Source organism: Kitasatospora sp. NPDC048407 (genome assembly GCF_043200475.1).
Taxonomy (GTDB): domain Bacteria; phylum Actinomycetota; class Actinomycetes; order Streptomycetales; family Streptomycetaceae; genus Kitasatospora.
Map to the genome: position 1 here is coordinate 155754 of NZ_JBICXW010000014.1, position 17337 is coordinate 173090.

Consider the following 17337-nt stretch of genomic DNA (forward strand, 5'->3'; position numbering starts at 1 on the left):
TGAGGAGTTGTCAGTTCTCGTCGGCGGGGATGGTGCCGAGGCGGCCGGCCTGGAAGTCCTCCATGGCCTGCTGGAGTTCGCGGTGGCTGTTCATCACGAACGGGCCGTAGTGGGCGACGGGCTCGCGGATCGGCAGGCCGCCGAGGAGGACGACCTCGAAGTTGTTGTCGCGGGAGTCCTGCTTCTCGTCGGCGCGCAGGGTGATCGAGTCGCCGTCGCCGAAGACGACGGCCTGGCCCCGGTGGAAGGGGCGGTGCTCGGTGCCGGCCGAGCCGTTGCCGGCGAGGCCGTAGGCGAGGGCGTTGAAGTCGGCGCGCCAGGGCAGGGTGATCTGGGCACCGGGGCTGATCGAGGCGTGGATCATGGTGATCGGGGTGAAGGTGGTGCCCGGGCCGGTGTGGCCGTCCAGCTCACCGGCGATGACGCGCAGGAGCGCGCCGCCGTCCTCGGTGCTGAGCAGCTTGACGCTGCCGCCGCGGATGTCCTGGTACTTCGGGGTGATCATCTTGTCCGAGGCGGGCAGGTTCACCCAGAGCTGGAGGCCGTGGAAGAGGCCGCCGGACTTCACCAGGGACTCCGGCGGGGTCTCGATGTGCAGGAGACCGGAGCCGGCGGTCATCCACTGGGTGTCGCCGTCGGTGATGGTGCCGCCGCCGCCGTGCGAGTCCCGGTGGATGAACGTTCCGTCGATGATGTAGGTGACCGTCTCGAAGCCGCGGTGCGGGTGCCAGGGGGTTCCCTTCGGCTCACCGGCCGCGTAGTCCACCTCGCCCATCTGGTCCATCATGATGAACGGGTCGAGGAACTTGGTGTTGATCTTGGCGAAGGCGCGGCGGACGGGGAAGCCCTCGCCCTCGTAGCCCTCGGGGGCGGTTGCCACGGTGAGGACCGGCCGGGCGGTGCTGTGCAGCGGGTCGGGCGTGGTCACGCGCGGCAGGGTCAGCGGGTTCTCGACGGTCACGGCGGGCATGTCGGCCTCCTTCGGCGGGTCTGTGGCCTACGTCCACCACAGTAGTTCAACTCTCAACCACTCGCAAGGTTGAACGTTGAACTATGTGCCCCTATTCCGGCCCGGAGAGGGACGGGAGGAGGGGTCAGCCGTACATCCGGCGCATGGTGAAGTCGACCATCTGCTCGACCGCGCGGGCGTCGAACACCATCCGGTGCTCGCCCTCCATGTCCAGGGCGAAGCCGTAGCCGGTAGGCAGCAGGTCGAGCACCTCGGCGCCGGTCACCGAGAAGTACTTGGAGTCCTTGCCGGCGTACCGCTTCAGCTCCTTGAGCGAGCTGAACATCGGGATCACCGGCGTCGGGGTGTTGTGCAGCGCCAGGAAGCCGGGGCGGTCGCCGCGCGGGCAGTACACCTTCGAGGTGATGAAGATGGCCTGGAAGTCCTCCACCGGCATCGCCCCCGTGGTGAAGGCGCGCACCGCGTCCGCCAGCGAGGGCGGCGAGGGCTCGGGGTAGAGCGACTGCTGGGCGGCCTGCGGGTCGCCGTATCCGGCGCCCGGCATGCCGGACATCCCCTGCTGCATCTGCTGCTGGTAGGGGTCCTGGTAGGCGTTCTGCTCGTAGCCGTACACGGGGCAAGGCTATCGGGCCGGGCCCCGCTTGGGGGCGGGTGATCCGCACAATCCGGTGGTGGGCCGCATTGTGGGACGTGACCACGTTCATAGGTGCTTCACGGTGGAGGGGTTGAACAAGTTACCGCTGGGTAGCATCATGGGGCGTACTGGTGGGTAAGCGGTGCGCCGTAAGCGGCTCGCCCGTGGAAGACGAACCGGAGATACGGTCATGGGTCACTACAAGTCCAACCTGCGGGACGTGGAGTTCAACCTCTTCGAGGTGTTCGGCCGCGACCAGGTGTACGGCACCGGTCCGTTCGCCGACATGGACGTCGACACCGCGAAGAACATCCTCAGCGAGATCTCCCGGCTGGCCGAGAACGACCTCGCCGCCTCCTTCACCGACACCGACCGCAACCCGCCGGTGTTCGACCCGGAGACCAACACCGCTCCGATCCCCGAGACCTTCAAGAAGAGCTACCAGGCCTTCATGGACGCCGAGTGGTGGCGCCTGGGCATCCCGGAGGGCATCGGCGGCCAGGTCACCCCGAGCTCCCTGGTCTGGGCGTACGCGGAGCAGGTCCTCGGTTCCAACCCCGCGATCTGGATGTACTCCTCCGGCCCGGCCTTCGCCGGCGTCGTCTACGACGAGGGCACCGAGGAGCAGCAGAAGGTCGCCCAGCGCATGGTCGAGCGCCTGTGGGGCGCCACCATGGTGCTGACCGAGCCCGACGCGGGCTCCGACGTGGGCGCCGGCCGCACCAAGGCGATCAAGCAGGAGGACGGCTCCTGGCACATCGAGGGCGTCAAGCGCTTCATCACCTCGGGCGAGCACGACATGTCCGAGAACATCATCCACCTGGTGCTGGCCCGCCCCGAGGGCGGCAAGCCGGGCACCAAGGGCCTCGGCCTGTACATCGTGCCGAAGTACGACTTCGACTGGGAGACCGGCGAGCTCGGCGAGCGCAACGGTGCCTACGCGACCAACGTCGAGCACAAGATGGGCCTCAAGGCGTCCAACACCTGCGAGATGACCTTCGGCGCCAAGCACCCGGCCAAGGGCTGGCTGCTCGGCGAGACCGTCGACGGCATCCGCCAGATGTTCAAGATCATCGAGTTCGCCCGGATGATGGTCGGCACGAAGGCCATCGCCACCCTGTCCACCGGCTACCTGAACGCGCTGGAGTACGCCAAGGAGCGCGTGCAGGGCGCCGACATCTCGCAGTTCATGGACAAGACCGCGCCGCGCGTCACCATCACCAACCACCCGGACGTGCGCCGCTCGCTGCTCACCCAGAAGGCGTACGCCGAGGGCATGCGCGCCCTGGTCCTTTTCACCGCCTCGGTGCAGGACGACATGCTGGCAGCCCGCCTGCGCGGCGAGCACGACGCCGCCGCCGAGCGCCTGAACGACCTGCTGCTGCCGATCGTCAAGGGCTACGGCTCGGAGAAGTCCTACGAGCAGCTCGCCCAGTCCCTGCAGACCTTCGGTGGCTCCGGCTACCTGCAGGAGTACCCGATCGAGCAGTACATCCGGGACGCCAAGATCGACACCCTGTACGAGGGCACCACCGCCATCCAGGGCCAGGACTTCTTCTTCCGGAAGATCGTCAAGGACGGCGGCCAGGCGCTGACCGCGGTCAACGAGCAGATCCAGAAGTTCCTCGCCTCGAACGAGGGCGGCGCCGACCTGGCCGCCGAGCGCGACCTGCTCGCCAAGTCCGCCGGCGACCTGGAGGCCATCGTCGGCAAGCTGATCGCCGACCTGACGGCCGTCGAGCAGGACGTCAAGAACATGTACAAGGTGGGCCAGAACACCACCCGCCTGCTGATGGTCTCCGGCGACGTCGTGGTCGGCTGGCTGCTGCTGCGTCAGGCCGCCGTCGCGCTCGCCAAGCTGGAGGCCGGCGCTTCCGAGAAGGACGTCCCCTTCTACCAGGGCAAGATCGCCGCGGCGAAGCACTTCGCCCGCACCGTGCTGCCGACCACCGCCGCGCAGCGCCAGATTGCCGAGGCCATCGACAACGAGCTGATGGACCTCGCCGAAGAGGCGTTCTGATCGAGCGTCGGCCGGCCGCTCACCCGACCGCCTGACCCACCCTCACGCCGCGGGGCCCGGTTCACCACCGGGCCCCGCGGTGTTGTGTCGCGCCATGCTCACTGTTGTGTCACCGTTGCGGACTTCACACGGTCCTGTCCGTGTACGGGCATATGCTCAGGGGGCGGGCCTGTTAACCCCCATCAGGCCCGGCCCGCCCTCAACCCAGGAGCAACATGTCGACCGCCGCCCGCACGGCCCACTTCGACCGGAAGCACACGGACGACCTGATCGCCTTCCTCGCCGCCTCCCCCTCCCCGTACCACGCGGTGCAGAGCGCGGTCGAGCGGCTGGAGCGGGTCGGCTTCCGCGAGGTCCGTGAGACGGACGCGTGGGACGGCGACAGCGGCGGCCGCTACCTGGTGCGCGGCGGCGCCCTCATCGCCTGGTACGTGCCCGAAGGGGCCGGCCCCGCCACCCCCTACCGGGTGGTCGGCACCCACACCGACTCGCCGAACCTGCGGGTCAAGCCCATCCCCGACACCGGCTCGGCCGGCTGGCGGCAGATCGCCGTCGAGATCTACGGCGGCGTCCCCCTCAACACCTGGCTCGACCGCGACCTCGGCCTCTCCGGCCGGCTCGTCCTGCGCGACGGCACCACCCGCCTGGTCCACCTCGACGAGCCGCTGCTGCGCGTCCCGCAGCTCGCCATCCACCTCGACCGCGGCGTCAACGACGGCCTCAAGCTCGACCGCCAGCGCCACCTGACGCCGATCTGGGGACTCGGCGACACCACCGAGGGCGCGCTGCTCGAGTACGTCGCCGAGAAGGCCGGCCTCGACGCCGCCGACATCACCGGCTGGGACCTGATGGCCCACGACGTCCAGCCGCCGTCCTACCTCGGCCGCGACCGCGAACTGCTGGCCGGCCCGCGCCTCGACAACCAGCTATCCGTGCACGCCGCCACCGCCGCGCTCGCCGCCGTCGCCGCGTCCGGCGCCGACCTGCCCTGCATCCCGGTGCTCGCCGCGTTCGACCACGAGGAGACCGGCAGCGAGTCCGACACCGGCGCGCAGAGCCCGCTGCTCGGCAACGTGCTGGAGCGCTCCTGCTACGCCCGCGGCGGCACCGCCGAGGACCGCGCCCGCGCGCTGGCCGGCACCATCTGCCTGTCCTCCGACATGGGGCACGCCGTCCACCCCAACTACAGCGAGCGCCACGAGCCCGGCCACCACCCGCTGCCCAACGGCGGCCCCATCCTCAAGGTCAACGTCAACAACCGGTACGCCACCGACGGCGTCGGCCGGGCCGTGTTCGCCGCCGCCTGCGAGAAGGCCGGCGTCCCGTGGCAGACCTTCGTCTCCAACAACGCGATGCCCTGCGGCACCACCATCGGCCCGATCACCGCTGCGCGGCTCGGCATCACGACGGTCGACTGCGGCATCGCGGCGCTGTCCATGCACTCCGCGCGCGAGCTGTGCGGCGCGGAGGACCCGCACTACCTGGCCGGGGCCATCAAGGCGTTCCTCGAGGGCTGAGCCAGCGCGCGAGGGACGCACAACAGGGGCGCGTGGGGGCACCTCCCAGCCCCCCTTGGGGCTGGGGGAGAACTGCGCGAGGCGGAAGACGACCAGCTGATCGTCTCTCAATCTCGCGCAGCCCCACCTGCGGTGGCCGTACCGGACGGGTGCGCTCAGTCCATGCCCGCCAGAACGAGCGGCAGCCGCGTCGCGCCGCCCGGCACCACCTTCACCGGCACGCCCCAGTCCTGCTGGTGGACGTGGCAGGCCGGGTACTCGATCGACGGGTCGTCGTCGCAGGACGCGGCCATCGCGGAGACGTGCAGCACGCCCTCCGTCACGCCCTCCGCGAGCACCAGCTCGCGGGAGAGCGCGCTGTCCGCGCCCGCGCCGGTGGCGAGCAGCCCGGGCGGGGTGGAGCTGACCAGCAGCCGGGTGGACGGGCCGTAGCGCTCGTCCAGCTTCTGGCCGGTGGGCGCGGAGAACACCACGTCCAGCCGGAGCGTGCCCGGCGCGACCTCGGTGGCGGCGCGCTGCGTGCGGTGCGCGACGGCCTCCACCCGGACGGCCTCCTCGGGCAGCCGCAGCCTGGTCAGCCGGTGCCGGGCGGACTCCACCACCACGATGTCGCCGTCCACCACCACCGCGCCGGACGGCTCCCGCAGATCGGTGGCCAGCGTGGAGACCTCACCGCTCGCCGGGTCGTAGCGGCGCAGCGCGTGGTTGTACGTGTCGCTGACCGCGACCGAGCCGTCCGGGAGCACCGTGACGCCCAACGGGTGCTGGAACAGGGCCTGTTCGGCCGCCCCGTCACGGTGACCGAAGTCGAACAGGCCGGTGCCGACGGCGGTGTGCACCTCGTGCGTGCCGCGGGCGACCCAGCGCAGCGCGGAGGTCTCCGAGTCGGCGACCCACATCCGCTCGCCGTCCGCAGAGACCGCCAGGCCGGACGGCTGGGCGAACCAGGACTGCTCGGCGGGGCCGTCGACCAGGCCCTCGTTGGTGGTGCCGGCCGCGACCGCGACCGTCCCCGCCACCGGGTCGAACGACCACAGCTGGTGCACGCCGGCCATCGCGATCCACACCCGGCCGTCGAAGAACGCGACGTCCCACGGCGAGGACAGGTCGACGGCGGTGGCCTCGCCGGAGGTCGGCGAGCCCTGCCACCACTGCTTGCCGGTGCCGGCCAGGGTGGTCACCGAGCCGTCGGCGAGCCGCACGCCGCGCAGCGCGTGGTTGACGGTGTCCGCCACCACCACGTCGTAGCCGAGACCGAGACCCTCCGGGACCAGCGCCAGGCCCTGCGGCTCGCTGAACCGCGGCGCGGCGCCGTCCACCAGTCCGCGCACCCCGTCGCCGATCCGCCGCACCACCCGCTCGCCGTCCTCGGCGAGCTCCACCAGCGCGTGGTGGCCGGAGTCCGCGACCAGGTAGTGCCCGTTCGGCAGCCGCACCGCCTTCCCCGGAAACCGCAGGTCACCCGCCTGCGGCTCGGGCGCCACGTACGGCCCGTCGCCGCGCCGCAGCGTGCCCTTCGCGGCGTGCTCCGCCTCCAACTCCTCGACCAGCCGGGCGATCGCGTGCGCGTGCCCCTCACCCGCGTGCTGCGCGACGACGTACCCCTCCGGGTCGATCACCACCAGCGTCGGCCAGGCCCGCACCGCGTACTGCTTCCACGTCACCAGCTCCGGATCGTCCAGCACCGGATGGTGCACCTCGTACCGCGCCACCGCGTCCACCACCGCCCGGTGGTCCGCCTCATGCACGAACTTCGGCGAATGCACCCCGACGATCACCACCGTGTCGCGGTGCTTCTCCTCCAACTCCCGGAGTTCGTCGAGGACATGGAGACAGTTGATGCAGCAGAAGGTCCAGAAGTCCGCGATCACGATCTTGCCGCGGAAGTCCGCCAGCGACAGATCCTTGCCACCTGTGTTGAGCCATCCACCGGCGCCGACCAGCTCGGGGGCGCGTACACGTGCACGAGAAGCCATGGCCACATCCAACCCCACGATCCGGGGTCGGCATTCCGGGTGAATCCGGTGGACCGGCGGACGGGTGCGTATTACGGTTGGAATATGAGCGAGAAGGCCAAGCTGAGCATCAGCCTCGAAGAGGAGCTCGGGGCGAGACTCCGGGCCCTCGCCGCGCAACGTCAGGAGCAGATCTCCACCGTGGTTTCGCACGCCCTGGTGGACTACTTCGCCAACGAGGAGCGTCGGCTCGACGGCCTGGCCGCCATGGCCGAGTACCAGCACGAGCACGGGGCCTTCACGGCCGAGGAACGCCGGGCTGCTTCGGAGCGGGTCGACGAGATCATGGGCTGGGCCGCGGGGCCGGAACGGCAGACCGCGTGAGCGCTGTTGTCTACGACTCCGGGGCGTTGATCGCCGCGGAGAAGAACGACCGGGCTTTCGTGGCCCAGCACGGGACGTTTCTCTCCGCGCGGGTCCGGCCGCTGGTGCCGGCCGGGGTGCTGGCGCAGGTGTGGAACGTGCGGCCGTCCTCGGCGGTCCTGCACCGGGTGTTGCGCGGCTGTGAAGTCCTGGCGCTGACGGAGGAACGGGCCAAGGCGGCGGCCGAGCTCTGTCGGCGGGCGGGCAGCTGGGACGTCGTCGATGCGAGCGTTGTGCTGGCCGCTGTCGAGCATCTCGATGCGCCGATCCTGACCGACGACCCGGGAGACATCGGGCAGTTGGTCGAGGCCTCGGGGCATCAGCGCATCAAGGTGGCTCGCCCGTAGCCGACGCCGGGAGGTTCGGACGACGGGGTCACCGGTTCCGCGCCGCCGTCAGCGGGCGGTTAGCCCTTGCCCCAGGTGCCGGTGGGCCACAGGGCCGAACCGTTGCTGTACAGCACGAAGTTGGCGTCGTCCTGGACGGTTCCGTAGACGTCGGACGTGCCCTTGGGCGTGGCGGACCAGGTGGTCTGGCCGCTGCTGTCCCGCATCCGCAGCGCGGGGTCGTTCTGCGAGTTGCTGACGACCAGGCTCGACTGCGAGCGGTTCGCGGTGTTGCTGGCCCAGATCGCGGCGCCGTCCCGCTTGCGGTAGAGCACCAGGTTGCCGTCGGCCTGGTTGACCAGCCAGACCGAGTTCGACTGGATCCACTGGCCGGCTTCGACGTTCCGGCCACTGGTGATGGAGGCCTCCGGGGTGGCGCCCCCGAAACCGACGGCGGGCGCGAGCCCGGTACGGCTGTCCCACGGCGCGTTGCCGCCGCGCGCCGGCCACACCGTGATGTCACCCCAGTTGAGCGTCATGTGACCGCCCGGGTTGCTCCACGTCCTGCTGCTCCACAGGGCGTCGGAGCCGGCGGTGCTGCCCTGGCGGTAGACGACCAGGTTGCCGTCCTCCTGCATGTACGCGTACGCGCCCGGGTTGCCGTAGGTCCCGGTGCTCCACATCGCCGTCGACACGCGGGTACCGGTGGAGCTCTCCAAGTAGAGCACCAGGTTGCCGTCGGTCTGCATGACCAGGACGGATTCGCCGCTCTTCATGCTCTGACCCGACAGCAGCTTGTCGCCGCTGCGCAGGTCGGCGACGTCGGTCGCCGCCGAGGCGCCGGTGGCGGGCGCCATCAGGGCGATGGCGGCGGCGCCGACCAGGGCCGCGGTGGTACGTCTGAACACGTTCTTCCGCATCGGGTGGAACTCCCCCTCATTCGTGGGCCCACGGTGTGTGGGCCCACTACTTGTACACCGCGGTCGTGACGGCCGTGGCGCGAGGGTCAGTTGTTGCTCAAGTGCCGGTGCCCCACGGCGAGGTGACGTTGCCGTGGATCACGAATTGCCGTCGTCCCGGACGGCTCCGTGGCTGCCGGGCCGGTGGTTCGAAGGGGCGCTCGTCAGGCCCTGCCCCAGGTGCCGGTGGACCACACGGCGGTGCCGCCGTCGGCGTAGAGCACGAAGTTGCCGTCGTTCTGGACGATCCCGTAGTCGCCGTTCGTGCCCTTGACCGGGACGGACCAGGTCCGGGTGCCGTTGTCGACGCGGTAGAGGCCCAGCGCGGACCACACCGGCGATTGCGAGAGGAGCAGGCTCGACTTCGGACGGCCCCAGGTCCCGCTGGACCAGATCGGGGTGCCGTCCTGCCGGCGGTAGAGGACCAGGTTGCCGTCGGGCTGGTTGACCAGCCGGACGGTGTCCGACTGGATCCAGTGGCCGGGGTCGAGGCCCTGGGTCGAGGTGATGGCCGCCTTCGGATCGCCGTGCGGGAAGTTGAAGACGGCCGGACCCGGCCCGGTGTCGGTCCGCCAGAACGGGCCGCTCGCGGTGGGGATCGACAGGCTGCCCTCCCACAGCATCACGATCGCGCCCGGGTTGCCCCAGGTCCCGCTGCTCCACAGGGCGTCGGACGGTTGGCTGCCGCCCTGGCGGTAGACGACGAAGTTGCCGTCCGGCTGCATGTACGCGTACGCGCCCGGGTGCCCCCAGGTGCCGCTGCTCCAGATCGCCGCGCCGTGCCCGCCGACGGACTTCTCCAGGTAGAGGACGAGGTTGCCGTCGGTCTGCATCTCCAGGATGGCGCCGATGGCCGGCTCGTAGCCCCCCGTCAGGTACTGCCCCGGCAGGAGCTTGGCGCCGCTCGGCAGATGGGGCGGTGGTATGGCGGCGGCGGTGGTGGCGGGAGCCGTCAGGGCGATGGCGGCGGCGCCGAGCAGGGCGGCGGTGGCGCGTCTGAACACGTTTCTCGGCATGCGGCGGGACCCCCCGTTGTGTGCCTGCGGTGTGCAGTCCATACGACTTATACACCGGGCTCGAACGGTCGGGAAGCCGTTCGACGGGGTGCTCAACTCCCCTTTGCACAAGCGGAGATGAGGGCGACAGCGGCATCGAGCACGGCGATCTCCGCGGCGCTCAGGGTCGGGTTGGCGGCGCGGAGGGCGCGGGCCTCGGCGAGGTGGCGCTCGGCGATCGGGGGCAGGCCGCGGAGCAGCGGGACCAGGAGGGTGCGGGCCGTGTCGGGCCGGTCGTGGAGGGCCTGGGCGAGGATGACGGCGCTCATCGCGTCGTCCAGGCCCGGTTCGCCCTCGGCGGCGGTGGACCAGTCGATGACCACCGGGCCGTGCGGGGTGAGCAGGACGTTGTCGGGGTGCAGGTCGAGGTGGAGCACCCGGTCGCCGGGCCGGGCGGCGGCGCGCGGCGGGATCTGGTGCAGCCGGCGCAGCAGTTCGGCGAGCAGTTCGCCGGCCGCGCCCGGGCTGATCGTCCCGGCGAGGAGCGAGTCCAGCATGGTGGGGCCGCCGAGGCGTTCCATGATCAGGTCCTCGGGCCGTTCGGCGGCCCACACCGCGGGCACGGGGTAGCCGTGTTCGGCGAGGTGCGCCATCATCTCGGCCTCGCCGTCGGCGGTCAGTCCGTCCCGGTAGCGGCGCAGGACCCGCCCGTCGTTCAGTGCCCAGACGTCCGCGGTGCGGCCACTCGCGATCAGTTCGCCGATTTCCATGCGAGCAGAAGCTAGCGTCCCGGGCCCGGCACGGGGAGGGGGAGCGGTGGATCGTTGCGCGTCCGCGTCCTTGATCGGACCGGGCGGCGGAAAACCGGGGGACCGGTGGTCGGCCGGTGCGCGACACTGGCCGGATGAGCGCCTGCGCACCCGAGGAAGACGTCGCCGTCCCGCCCGCCGTCGCCGAACTGGCCGGTGGCGTACCGCCGGTGGCGGTGTGGCGCAACGAGCTCGGCGGGCTGACGTTCCGGCTGGGCGACGGCCCGGGGCGGCGGTTCGCGAAGTGGGCGCCGGCCGGTAGCGGCGCGGACCTCGGCGCGGAGGCCGAACGGCTGCGCTGGGCCCGCGCGTTCACCACCGTCCCCGAGGTGCTGGACGTCGGCGGCGACGACACCGGCCGCTGGCTGCTGACGGCCGGCCTGCCCGGCCGGTCCGCCGTCGACCCGGAGCTGAAGAAGCGGCCGGCGATCGCCGTCCGCGCGATCGGCGAGGGCCTGCGCGCCTTCCACGAGGCGCTGCCGGTGGCCGACTGCCCCTACCGGTGGTCCCTCCGTGACCGGATCGACCAGGCCGTCGCCCTGCGCCGCGAACCGGCCGACTGGCACCCGGACCTGCGCCACTACGGCACCGTGGAGCGGGCGTTGGCGGTCCTCGCCGACCCGCCGCCGCCGGACGCCGAGGTGGTCTGCCACGGCGACGCCTGCGCCCCCAACACCCTCGTCGGCGACGACGGCCGCCCCACCGGCCACGTCGACCTGGGCACCCTCGGCGTGGCCGACCGCTGGGCCGACCTCGCGGTGGCGTCCTGGAGCACGGTCTGGAACTACGGCCCCGGCTGGGAACGTCCCCTGCTGGAGGCCTACGGCGTCGAACCCGACGAACAACGCCTCGCGTACTACCGCCTGTTGTGGGACCTCACGTAGCCACTGACTGGCAGCATGTCGAGGGCCGCCCGACGGCGGGCCGGCAAGCAGACGAGGAGTCGGGTCATGGGTCGGAAGTTCGTGGTCAAGGAGCGCCTGTTCGCGTTCGGCGACGACTACTGGGTCGAGGACGAGCACGGCGAGAAGTGCTTCCTGGTGGACGGCAAGGTGATGCGCGTCCGCGACACCTTCGAGCTGCAGGACGCCGAGGGCAACACGGTCGCCACCATCCGGGAGAAGGTGCTGACCGTCCGCGACGCGATGAAGATCGAGAACGCCGACGGGGACGTGGTCGCCACGGTCCGCAAGAAGCTGTTCACCCCGTTCCACGACAAGTACCACGTGGAGCTGGAGAACGGCGGCGAGTGGGAGATCCACGGCGACCTGATCGACAAGGAGTACACCGTCAAGAACGACGGGCACCGGATCGGCGAGGTCTCCCGCAAGTGGTTCAGCGTCCGTGACGCGTACGGCGTGGAGATCGAGGACGGCACCGACATCCCGCTGGTGATCGCCGTCGCGGTCTGCCTGGACCGCCTGGTCGAGCACAACGACTGAGTCACGCCCCGGCGGCGCCGCCGGCCCCGTGCGCTATGTTGTGCCGGTCCTCGGCACGGGGTCGGCAGGCGGACAGCAGGGGGCGGAACCGGATGAGCGACATCCTTCATCAGCTGGGGTACGCGGCGGCGTACGGCGGCGTCGGGCTGGTCCTGTTGCTGCTCGGCGTCTTCCTGGTGGACGTGCTGACGCCCGGTGAGCTGCGCCGGCAGATCTGGATCGAGCGCAACCGCAACGCCGCCGTGGTGCTCAGTTCCGCGCTGCTGTCGGTCGGCGCGATCGTCTTCACCGCCGTGATCTCCACCTACCAGGAGTTCGGCAAGGGCCTGGCCGCCGCCGCCGTCTTCGGCCTGTTCGGCCTGCTGCTGATGGCGGTCTCGTTCTGGGTGCTCGACCTGGTCACGCCCGGCAGGCTCGGCGAGCTGCTGGTCGACGAGGAGCCGCACCCGGCGGTCTGGGTGACCGCCTCCACCAACCTGGCGGTCGCCGCGATCGTCTCCGCCGCCATCTACTGACGCGGCGCTACCCGGCGGCCAGCCGCTCGGTCAGCCGGGCCTTCGCGGCCGGCCACTCGTCGGCCAGCATCGAGAAGAACACGGTGTCCCGCCAACTGCCGTCCACGCGCTGCTTGTTGCGCCGGAACGTGCCCTCGTAGGAGGCGCCGAGCCGCCGGATCGCGTTCTGCGAGCGCTCGTTGCGGATGTCGGTGCGCCAGCTGACCCGGCCCATGCCGAGGTCCTCGAAGGCGTGCGTGAGCAGCAGCAGCTTCGCCTCGGTGTTCACCGCCGTCCGCCACGCGGAGCGCGCGTACCAGGTGCCGCCGATCTCCACCTGCTCCTCGGCCGCGCTCGCGTCGTAGTAGCAGCTCACGCCGATCGCCCGCCCGTCGGTGAGCGAGATGACCGCGTACGGCTCGCAGTGCACGTCGGCCAGCCGGGTGTCGATCACCTGGGCCATCTCCTCCAGCGTGCGCGGCAGCGGTGTCGGCACCCAGCGCCACACCTCCTCGTCCCCGCCGCCGGCGGCGAACAGGTCGGGTACGTGGGCGCGGGTCAGCGGTTCCAGCCGGATGTGGCGGCCGGTCAGGAGGACGGGTGCGGGCAGCTTCGCGGTCATGCGGCACACCGTAGAGGCAGCTTTGCACTAGGTGCAAGCGATATCTGTATTAGTGCAAACGTGAGCGGGCGCGCAAAAGGCCCGGCACCCCCACGACAGGGGTGCCGGGCCTTCAGGCCGTCCTACAGGAAGGAGTTGATCTGGATGGTCTCGGTCCGGCCGGGGCCGACACCGATCGCCGAGATCGGCGCGCCCGACATCTCCTCCAGCGCCTTCACGTACGCCTGCGCGTTCTTCGGCAGGTCGGAGAAGGTCTGCGCCTTCGAGATGTCCTCGCTCCAACCGGGCAGGTTCTCGTAGATCGGCTTCGCGTGGTGGAAGTCGGTCTGGTTGTACGGGAGTTCCTCGACCCGGCGGCCGTCGATCTCGTACGCGACGCAGACCGGGATCTGCTCCCAGCCGGTCAGCACGTCCAGCTTGGTCAGGAAGAAGTCGGTCAGGCCGTTGACCCGGGTCGCGTAGCGGGCGACCACCGCGTCGAACCAGCCGCAGCGCCGGTCGCGGCCGGTGGTGACACCGCGCTCGCCGCCGATCCGCCGCAGCGCCTCGCCGTCCGCGTCCAGCAGCTCGGTCGGGAACGGGCCCGAGCCGACGCGGGTGGTGTAGGCCTTCAGGATGCCGATCACCCGGTCGATCTTGGTGGGACCGATGCCGGAGCCGGTGCAGGCGCCGCCCGAGGTCGGGTTCGACGAGGTGACGAACGGGTACGTGCCGTGGTCCACGTCGAGCAGGGTGCCCTGGCCGCCTTCGAGCAGCACGACCTTGTTGGCCTTCAGCGCCTCGTCCAGGACGTAGGTGGTGTCCGCCAGGTACGGCTTGATCTTGTCGGCGTAGCCCAGGTACTCCTCGAGCACCAGGTCGGCCGGGATCGCGCGGCGGTTGTAGAGCTTGACCAGGAGCTGGTTCTTGTCGTGCAGCGCCGCTTCGATCTTCTGGCGCAGGATCGACTCGTCGAACAGGTCCTGGACCCGGATGCCCACGCGGTTGATCTTGTCCGCGTAGGACGGGCCGATGCCGCGGCCGGTGGTGCCGATCCGGCGCTTGCCGAGGAAGCGCTCGGTGACCTTGTCCAGCGTCCGGTGGTACGGGGTGATCAGGTGGGCGTTGCCCGAGATCAGCAGCTTGGAGGTGTCGATGCCGCGGTCGTTCAGGCCCTGCAGCTCGGAGAGCAGCACGCCCGGGTCGATGACCACGCCGTTGCCGATCACCGGCACAACGTTCGGGCTGAGGATGCCGGAAGGCAGCAGGTGGAGGGCGTACTTCTGGTCGCCGATGACCACCGTGTGACCGGCGTTGTTGCCGCCCTGGTAGCGGACGACGTAGTCGACGGAGCCTCCGAGCAGGTCGGTGGCCTTCCCCTTGCCCTCGTCTCCCCACTGGGCACCAACGAGCACGAGTGCCGGCACAGGCGTACACCCCTTCCGGTTGGGGCATCCTGCGAAGACCGCAGTCTGCCCCGAGATGGACGAAGCCCCTGGCGCAATGGCGCAAGGGGCTCTTGCACCGAGAGATTACCTGAGGAAGGACCGGTCGTGTCGTCGCTGTCCACGCCCGTATCCCGCCCCCCGGACGCCGAGGGGGCCGGGCCGCTCCTGGTGGTGCTGGACCCTTCGGCCAGGCAGGCGGACGGCGAATCGGTGCGGATCGCCAAGGATGTGCTGTGCGGCGGGGCCGACGTGAAGGTCACCCTGCCGGAGAGCCCGTCCGAGCTGGACCGGGTGCTTCAGCACCGGGGCAGGAGGCGGGCCGTGGTGATCGGCTCGGACCAGGCGCTGCAGCGGGTGTTGCAGGCGCTGCACCGGCAACGGGAGCTGGACGCCGACCCGGTCGGACTGGTGCCGGTCGGGGGTCCGGTGGCCACCGCGACGGCCCGTCTGCTGGGGGTGCCGGCCGAGCCGGTCGCGGCCGCCCGGACGGTGCTGGCGGGCAGTGCGCGGCGGCTCGGACTGCTGCTCGACGACGGTGGCGGAGTGGTGCTCTCGGAGGTCCGTTTCACCGGCCACAGGCAGGGCCGAACGGGTGGCTGGCGTTCGCTATGGGCGAAACTTGCTGCGGCCGAGCAGGCGAGCCCCTCCGGATCCGAGGAATTGCGCATCGAGGCTGACGGCCGGCTGCTGGCCGACGTCCACCAGCGGGTGCGCCACCTCCGGGTCACCATGGCCGACGGCGCCATGGAACTCGCCCTCGAGCTGGACGGCAGCCCGCAGCGCCACCGGGCCGGCCGGCTCACGGTGGCCGGGCGCGGCTTCGGCTACGAGGCCGACGGCTGCCCGGTCGGCCCGGTCCGCCACCGCACCTGGACGGTCCGTCCGGACTCCTGGCGGCTGCTGCTGCCCGCCGGGTGAGCAGGCTCACAACGCCGGTCGTCCGGGCCTGCGAAGGCTTGATGACAAGGGCGTGAAGCCGGTCACCGTTCGTGTCGAAAACTGGTAAGGGGCGGGGTCTACGCGCGTACCGCGAGGCTGCCATCAGGGCGTTCCCGCCGACTGCCCTAGACTCGGAGACGTGCCACGTGGTGACGGACGACTCAACCACGATCTTCTTCCCGGTGAGAAAGGCCCCCAGGACGCTTGTGGCGTCTTCGGTGTCTGGGCTCCCGGCGAGGAGGTCGCCAAGCTCACGTACTTCGGCCTCTATGCCCTGCAGCACCGCGGACAGGAATCCGCGGGCATTGCGGTGAGCAACGGCTCCCAGATTCTCGTCTTCAAGGACATGGGACTTGTCTCCCAGGTCTTCGACGAGACCTCCCTGGGGTCGCTGCACGGGCATATCGCCGTCGGACATGCCCGCTACTCGACCACCGGGTCCTCGGTCTGGGAGAACGCCCAGCCGACCTTCCGGGCGACCGCCAACGGTTCGCTGGCCCTCGGCCACAACGGAAACCTGGTCAACACCGCCGAACTCGCGGCGAAGGTCGCCGAACTGCCCGGCGAGGAGCACGTCTCCCGCTCCGGGCGGACCGCGGCGACCAACGACACCGACCTGCTGACCGCTCTGCTGGCAGGCCACGCCGAGCTGACCATCGAGGAAGCCGCGCAGCAGGTGCTGCCGGGCGTCAAGGGCGCGTTCTCGCTGGTCTTCATGGACGAGCACACGCTCTACGCCGCCCGTGACCCGCAGGGCATCCGCCCGCTGGTGCTCGGCCGGATCGAGCGCGGCTGGGTGGTCGCCTCCGAGACCTCGGCCCTCGACATCGTCGGCGCCAGTTTCATCCGTGAGGTGGAGCCCGGCGAGCTGATCGCCATCGACGAGAACGGCATGCGCTCCTCGCGCTTCGCCGAGGCCAAGCCCAAGGGCTGCGTCTTCGAGTACGTGTACCTGGCCCGCCCGGACACCTCGATCGCCGGCCGCAACGTGCACCTCTCCCGGGTGGAGATGGGCCGCAAGCTGGCCGCCGAGGCCCCCGCCGACGCCGACCTGGTGATAGCGACTCCCGAATCCGGCACCCCCGCCGCGATCGGCTACGCCGAGGCCAGCGGGATCCCGTTCGGCTCCGGCCTGGTGAAGAACGCCTACGTGGGCCGCACCTTCATCCAGCCCAACCAGACCATCCGCCAGCTGGGCATCCGGCTGAAGCTCAACCCGCTCAAGGAAGTCATCCGGGGCAAGCGCCTGGTGGTCGTGGACGACTCGATCGTCCGCGGCAACACCCAGCGCGCGCTGGTGCGGATGCTCCGCGAGGCCGGTGCGGCCGAGGTCCACATCCGGATCTCCTCGCCGCCGGTCAAGTGGCCGTGCTTCTTCGGCATCGACTTCGCCACCCGCGCCGAGCTGATCGCCAACGGCCTGTCGGTCGACGAGATCGGCCGCTCGCTGGGCGCCGACTCGCTGGCCTACATCTCCATCGAGGGGATGATCGAGGCCACCAAGCAGCCCAAGGACAACCTCTGCCGGGCCTGCTTCGACGGCGAGTACCCGATGGAGCTGCCGGACCCGGCGCTGCTCGGCAAGCTGCTGCTGGAGGCTGAGATCGCCGGCGGCCAGGCCAAGCAGCAGCAGCCCGTCCGCGGCGGCAAGCAGACCAGCGACCTCGACGGCGTGCAGTCGCTGCTGGGCGGCGCCGGCGCGGCGGACGCGCTGCGACGCCCGTAACCAGGCGCACCGCCCCCGGCCTCCGGGCCGGGGGCACCCCGTCCCGGCTCCGGCCGGGGGAGGCAGCACCACCACTTCG

The 17337-nt window shown here is 70.8% G+C and carries 17 protein-coding genes; 9 read left to right on the top strand and 8 right to left on the bottom strand.

Translation table 11 applies throughout. From position 1 onward, the window contains the following. Positions 1-10: 10 nt before the first annotated feature. Together ACGFWJ_RS24715 and ACGFWJ_RS24720 are read right to left on the bottom strand one after the other, a co-directional pair. Complete coding sequence (locus ACGFWJ_RS24715) at positions 11-970, bottom strand: pirin family protein (protein ID WP_392953238.1); 960 nt, start codon at positions 968-970, stop codon at positions 11-13. A 124-nt stretch (positions 971-1094) separates the two neighbouring features. Then, the gene (locus tag ACGFWJ_RS24720; RefSeq protein WP_387640359.1) at positions 1095-1583 is read right to left on the bottom strand and encodes an SseB family protein; all 489 of its coding nucleotides are present in this window, start codon (positions 1581-1583) and stop codon (positions 1095-1097) included. Positions 1584-1794: 211 nt separating this feature from the next. Here ACGFWJ_RS24720 and ACGFWJ_RS24725 point away from each other — a divergent pair, with 211 nt between their 5' ends. Beyond that, on the top strand, positions 1795-3624 hold the full coding sequence (locus tag ACGFWJ_RS24725; protein WP_392953240.1) for an acyl-CoA dehydrogenase: 1830 nt from the start codon (positions 1795-1797) through the stop codon (positions 3622-3624). A 215-nt stretch (positions 3625-3839) separates the two neighbouring features. Next, entirely contained in the window at positions 3840-5141 is a 1302-nt protein-coding gene (locus ACGFWJ_RS24730; protein WP_387640365.1) for a M18 family aminopeptidase, read from the top strand. 155 nt (positions 5142-5296) lie between these two features. Here the strand turns inward: ACGFWJ_RS24730 and ACGFWJ_RS24735 are convergent, their stop codons facing one another. Next, positions 5297-7117, bottom strand: coding sequence for an NHL domain-containing thioredoxin family protein (locus ACGFWJ_RS24735; RefSeq protein ID WP_392953243.1), 1821 nt, complete (start codon positions 7115-7117; stop codon positions 5297-5299). A gap of 84 nt (positions 7118-7201) precedes the next feature. On the opposite strand from ACGFWJ_RS24735, the gene ACGFWJ_RS24740 reads away from it, so the two are divergent. Next, positions 7202-7480, top strand: a complete 279-nt coding sequence (locus tag ACGFWJ_RS24740; protein ID WP_392953245.1) for a hypothetical protein — start codon at positions 7202-7204, stop codon at positions 7478-7480. Next, positions 7477-7866: a twitching motility protein PilT gene (locus tag ACGFWJ_RS24745; protein ID WP_392953248.1), complete on the top strand. Its 390-nt coding sequence runs from the start codon at positions 7477-7479 to the stop codon at positions 7864-7866. Before ACGFWJ_RS24740 ends, ACGFWJ_RS24745 begins: the two co-directional genes overlap by 4 nt. A 59-nt stretch (positions 7867-7925) precedes the next feature. Here ACGFWJ_RS24745 and ACGFWJ_RS24750 read toward each other — a convergent pair whose 3' ends face one another. From ACGFWJ_RS24750 to ACGFWJ_RS24760, 3 genes are all read right to left on the bottom strand, one after another. Beyond that, positions 7926-8765, bottom strand: a complete 840-nt coding sequence (locus tag ACGFWJ_RS24750) for a hypothetical protein (protein WP_392953250.1) — start codon at positions 8763-8765, stop codon at positions 7926-7928. Between the two features lie 203 nt (positions 8766-8968). After that, a complete protein-coding gene (locus ACGFWJ_RS24755; RefSeq protein WP_392953252.1) occupies positions 8969-9808 on the bottom strand; it encodes a hypothetical protein in 840 nt (279 codons plus the stop codon). Positions 9809-9912: 104 nt separating this feature from the next. Then, on the bottom strand, positions 9913-10569 hold the full coding sequence (locus ACGFWJ_RS24760) for a phosphotransferase (RefSeq protein WP_387640377.1): 657 nt from the start codon (positions 10567-10569) through the stop codon (positions 9913-9915). A 134-nt stretch (positions 10570-10703) separates the two neighbouring features. On the opposite strand from ACGFWJ_RS24760, the gene ACGFWJ_RS24765 reads away from it, so the two are divergent. The 3 genes from ACGFWJ_RS24765 to ACGFWJ_RS24775 all read left to right on the top strand — a co-directional run bounded on the left by ACGFWJ_RS24765 (position 10704) and on the right by ACGFWJ_RS24775 (position 12565). Further along, positions 10704-11492 carry an aminoglycoside 3'-phosphotransferase gene (locus ACGFWJ_RS24765; RefSeq protein WP_392953254.1) on the top strand — a complete coding sequence of 263 codons (789 nt, stop codon included), beginning with the start codon at positions 10704-10706 and terminating at the stop codon, positions 11490-11492. 66 nt (positions 11493-11558) lie between these two features. Continuing rightward, on the top strand, positions 11559-12050 hold the full coding sequence (locus ACGFWJ_RS24770) for an LURP-one-related/scramblase family protein (protein ID WP_392953257.1): 492 nt from the start codon (positions 11559-11561) through the stop codon (positions 12048-12050). 92 nt (positions 12051-12142) lie between these two features. Further along, on the top strand, positions 12143-12565 hold the full coding sequence (locus ACGFWJ_RS24775; RefSeq protein ID WP_392953259.1) for a DUF350 domain-containing protein: 423 nt from the start codon (positions 12143-12145) through the stop codon (positions 12563-12565). A 7-nt stretch (positions 12566-12572) separates the two neighbouring features. Here ACGFWJ_RS24775 and ACGFWJ_RS24780 read toward each other — a convergent pair whose 3' ends face one another. Together ACGFWJ_RS24780 and ACGFWJ_RS24785 are read right to left on the bottom strand one after the other, a co-directional pair. Next, positions 12573-13166, bottom strand: a complete 594-nt coding sequence (locus ACGFWJ_RS24780) for a GNAT family N-acetyltransferase (protein ID WP_387640386.1) — start codon at positions 13164-13166, stop codon at positions 12573-12575. 122 nt (positions 13167-13288) lie between these two features. After that, complete coding sequence (locus ACGFWJ_RS24785; protein WP_387640389.1) at positions 13289-14572, bottom strand: adenylosuccinate synthase; 1284 nt, start codon at positions 14570-14572, stop codon at positions 13289-13291. Between the two features lie 126 nt (positions 14573-14698). Between ACGFWJ_RS24785 and ACGFWJ_RS24790 the strand changes: the two genes are divergently transcribed. Both ACGFWJ_RS24790 and purF read left to right on the top strand, forming a co-directional pair. Further along, positions 14699-15511, top strand: coding sequence for a diacylglycerol kinase (locus ACGFWJ_RS24790; RefSeq protein ID WP_392953263.1), 813 nt, complete (start codon positions 14699-14701; stop codon positions 15509-15511). Between the two features lie 160 nt (positions 15512-15671). Continuing rightward, positions 15672-17258, top strand: coding sequence for an amidophosphoribosyltransferase (purF, locus tag ACGFWJ_RS24795; RefSeq protein ID WP_392953266.1), 1587 nt, complete (start codon positions 15672-15674; stop codon positions 17256-17258). Positions 17259-17337 lie beyond the last annotated feature (79 nt).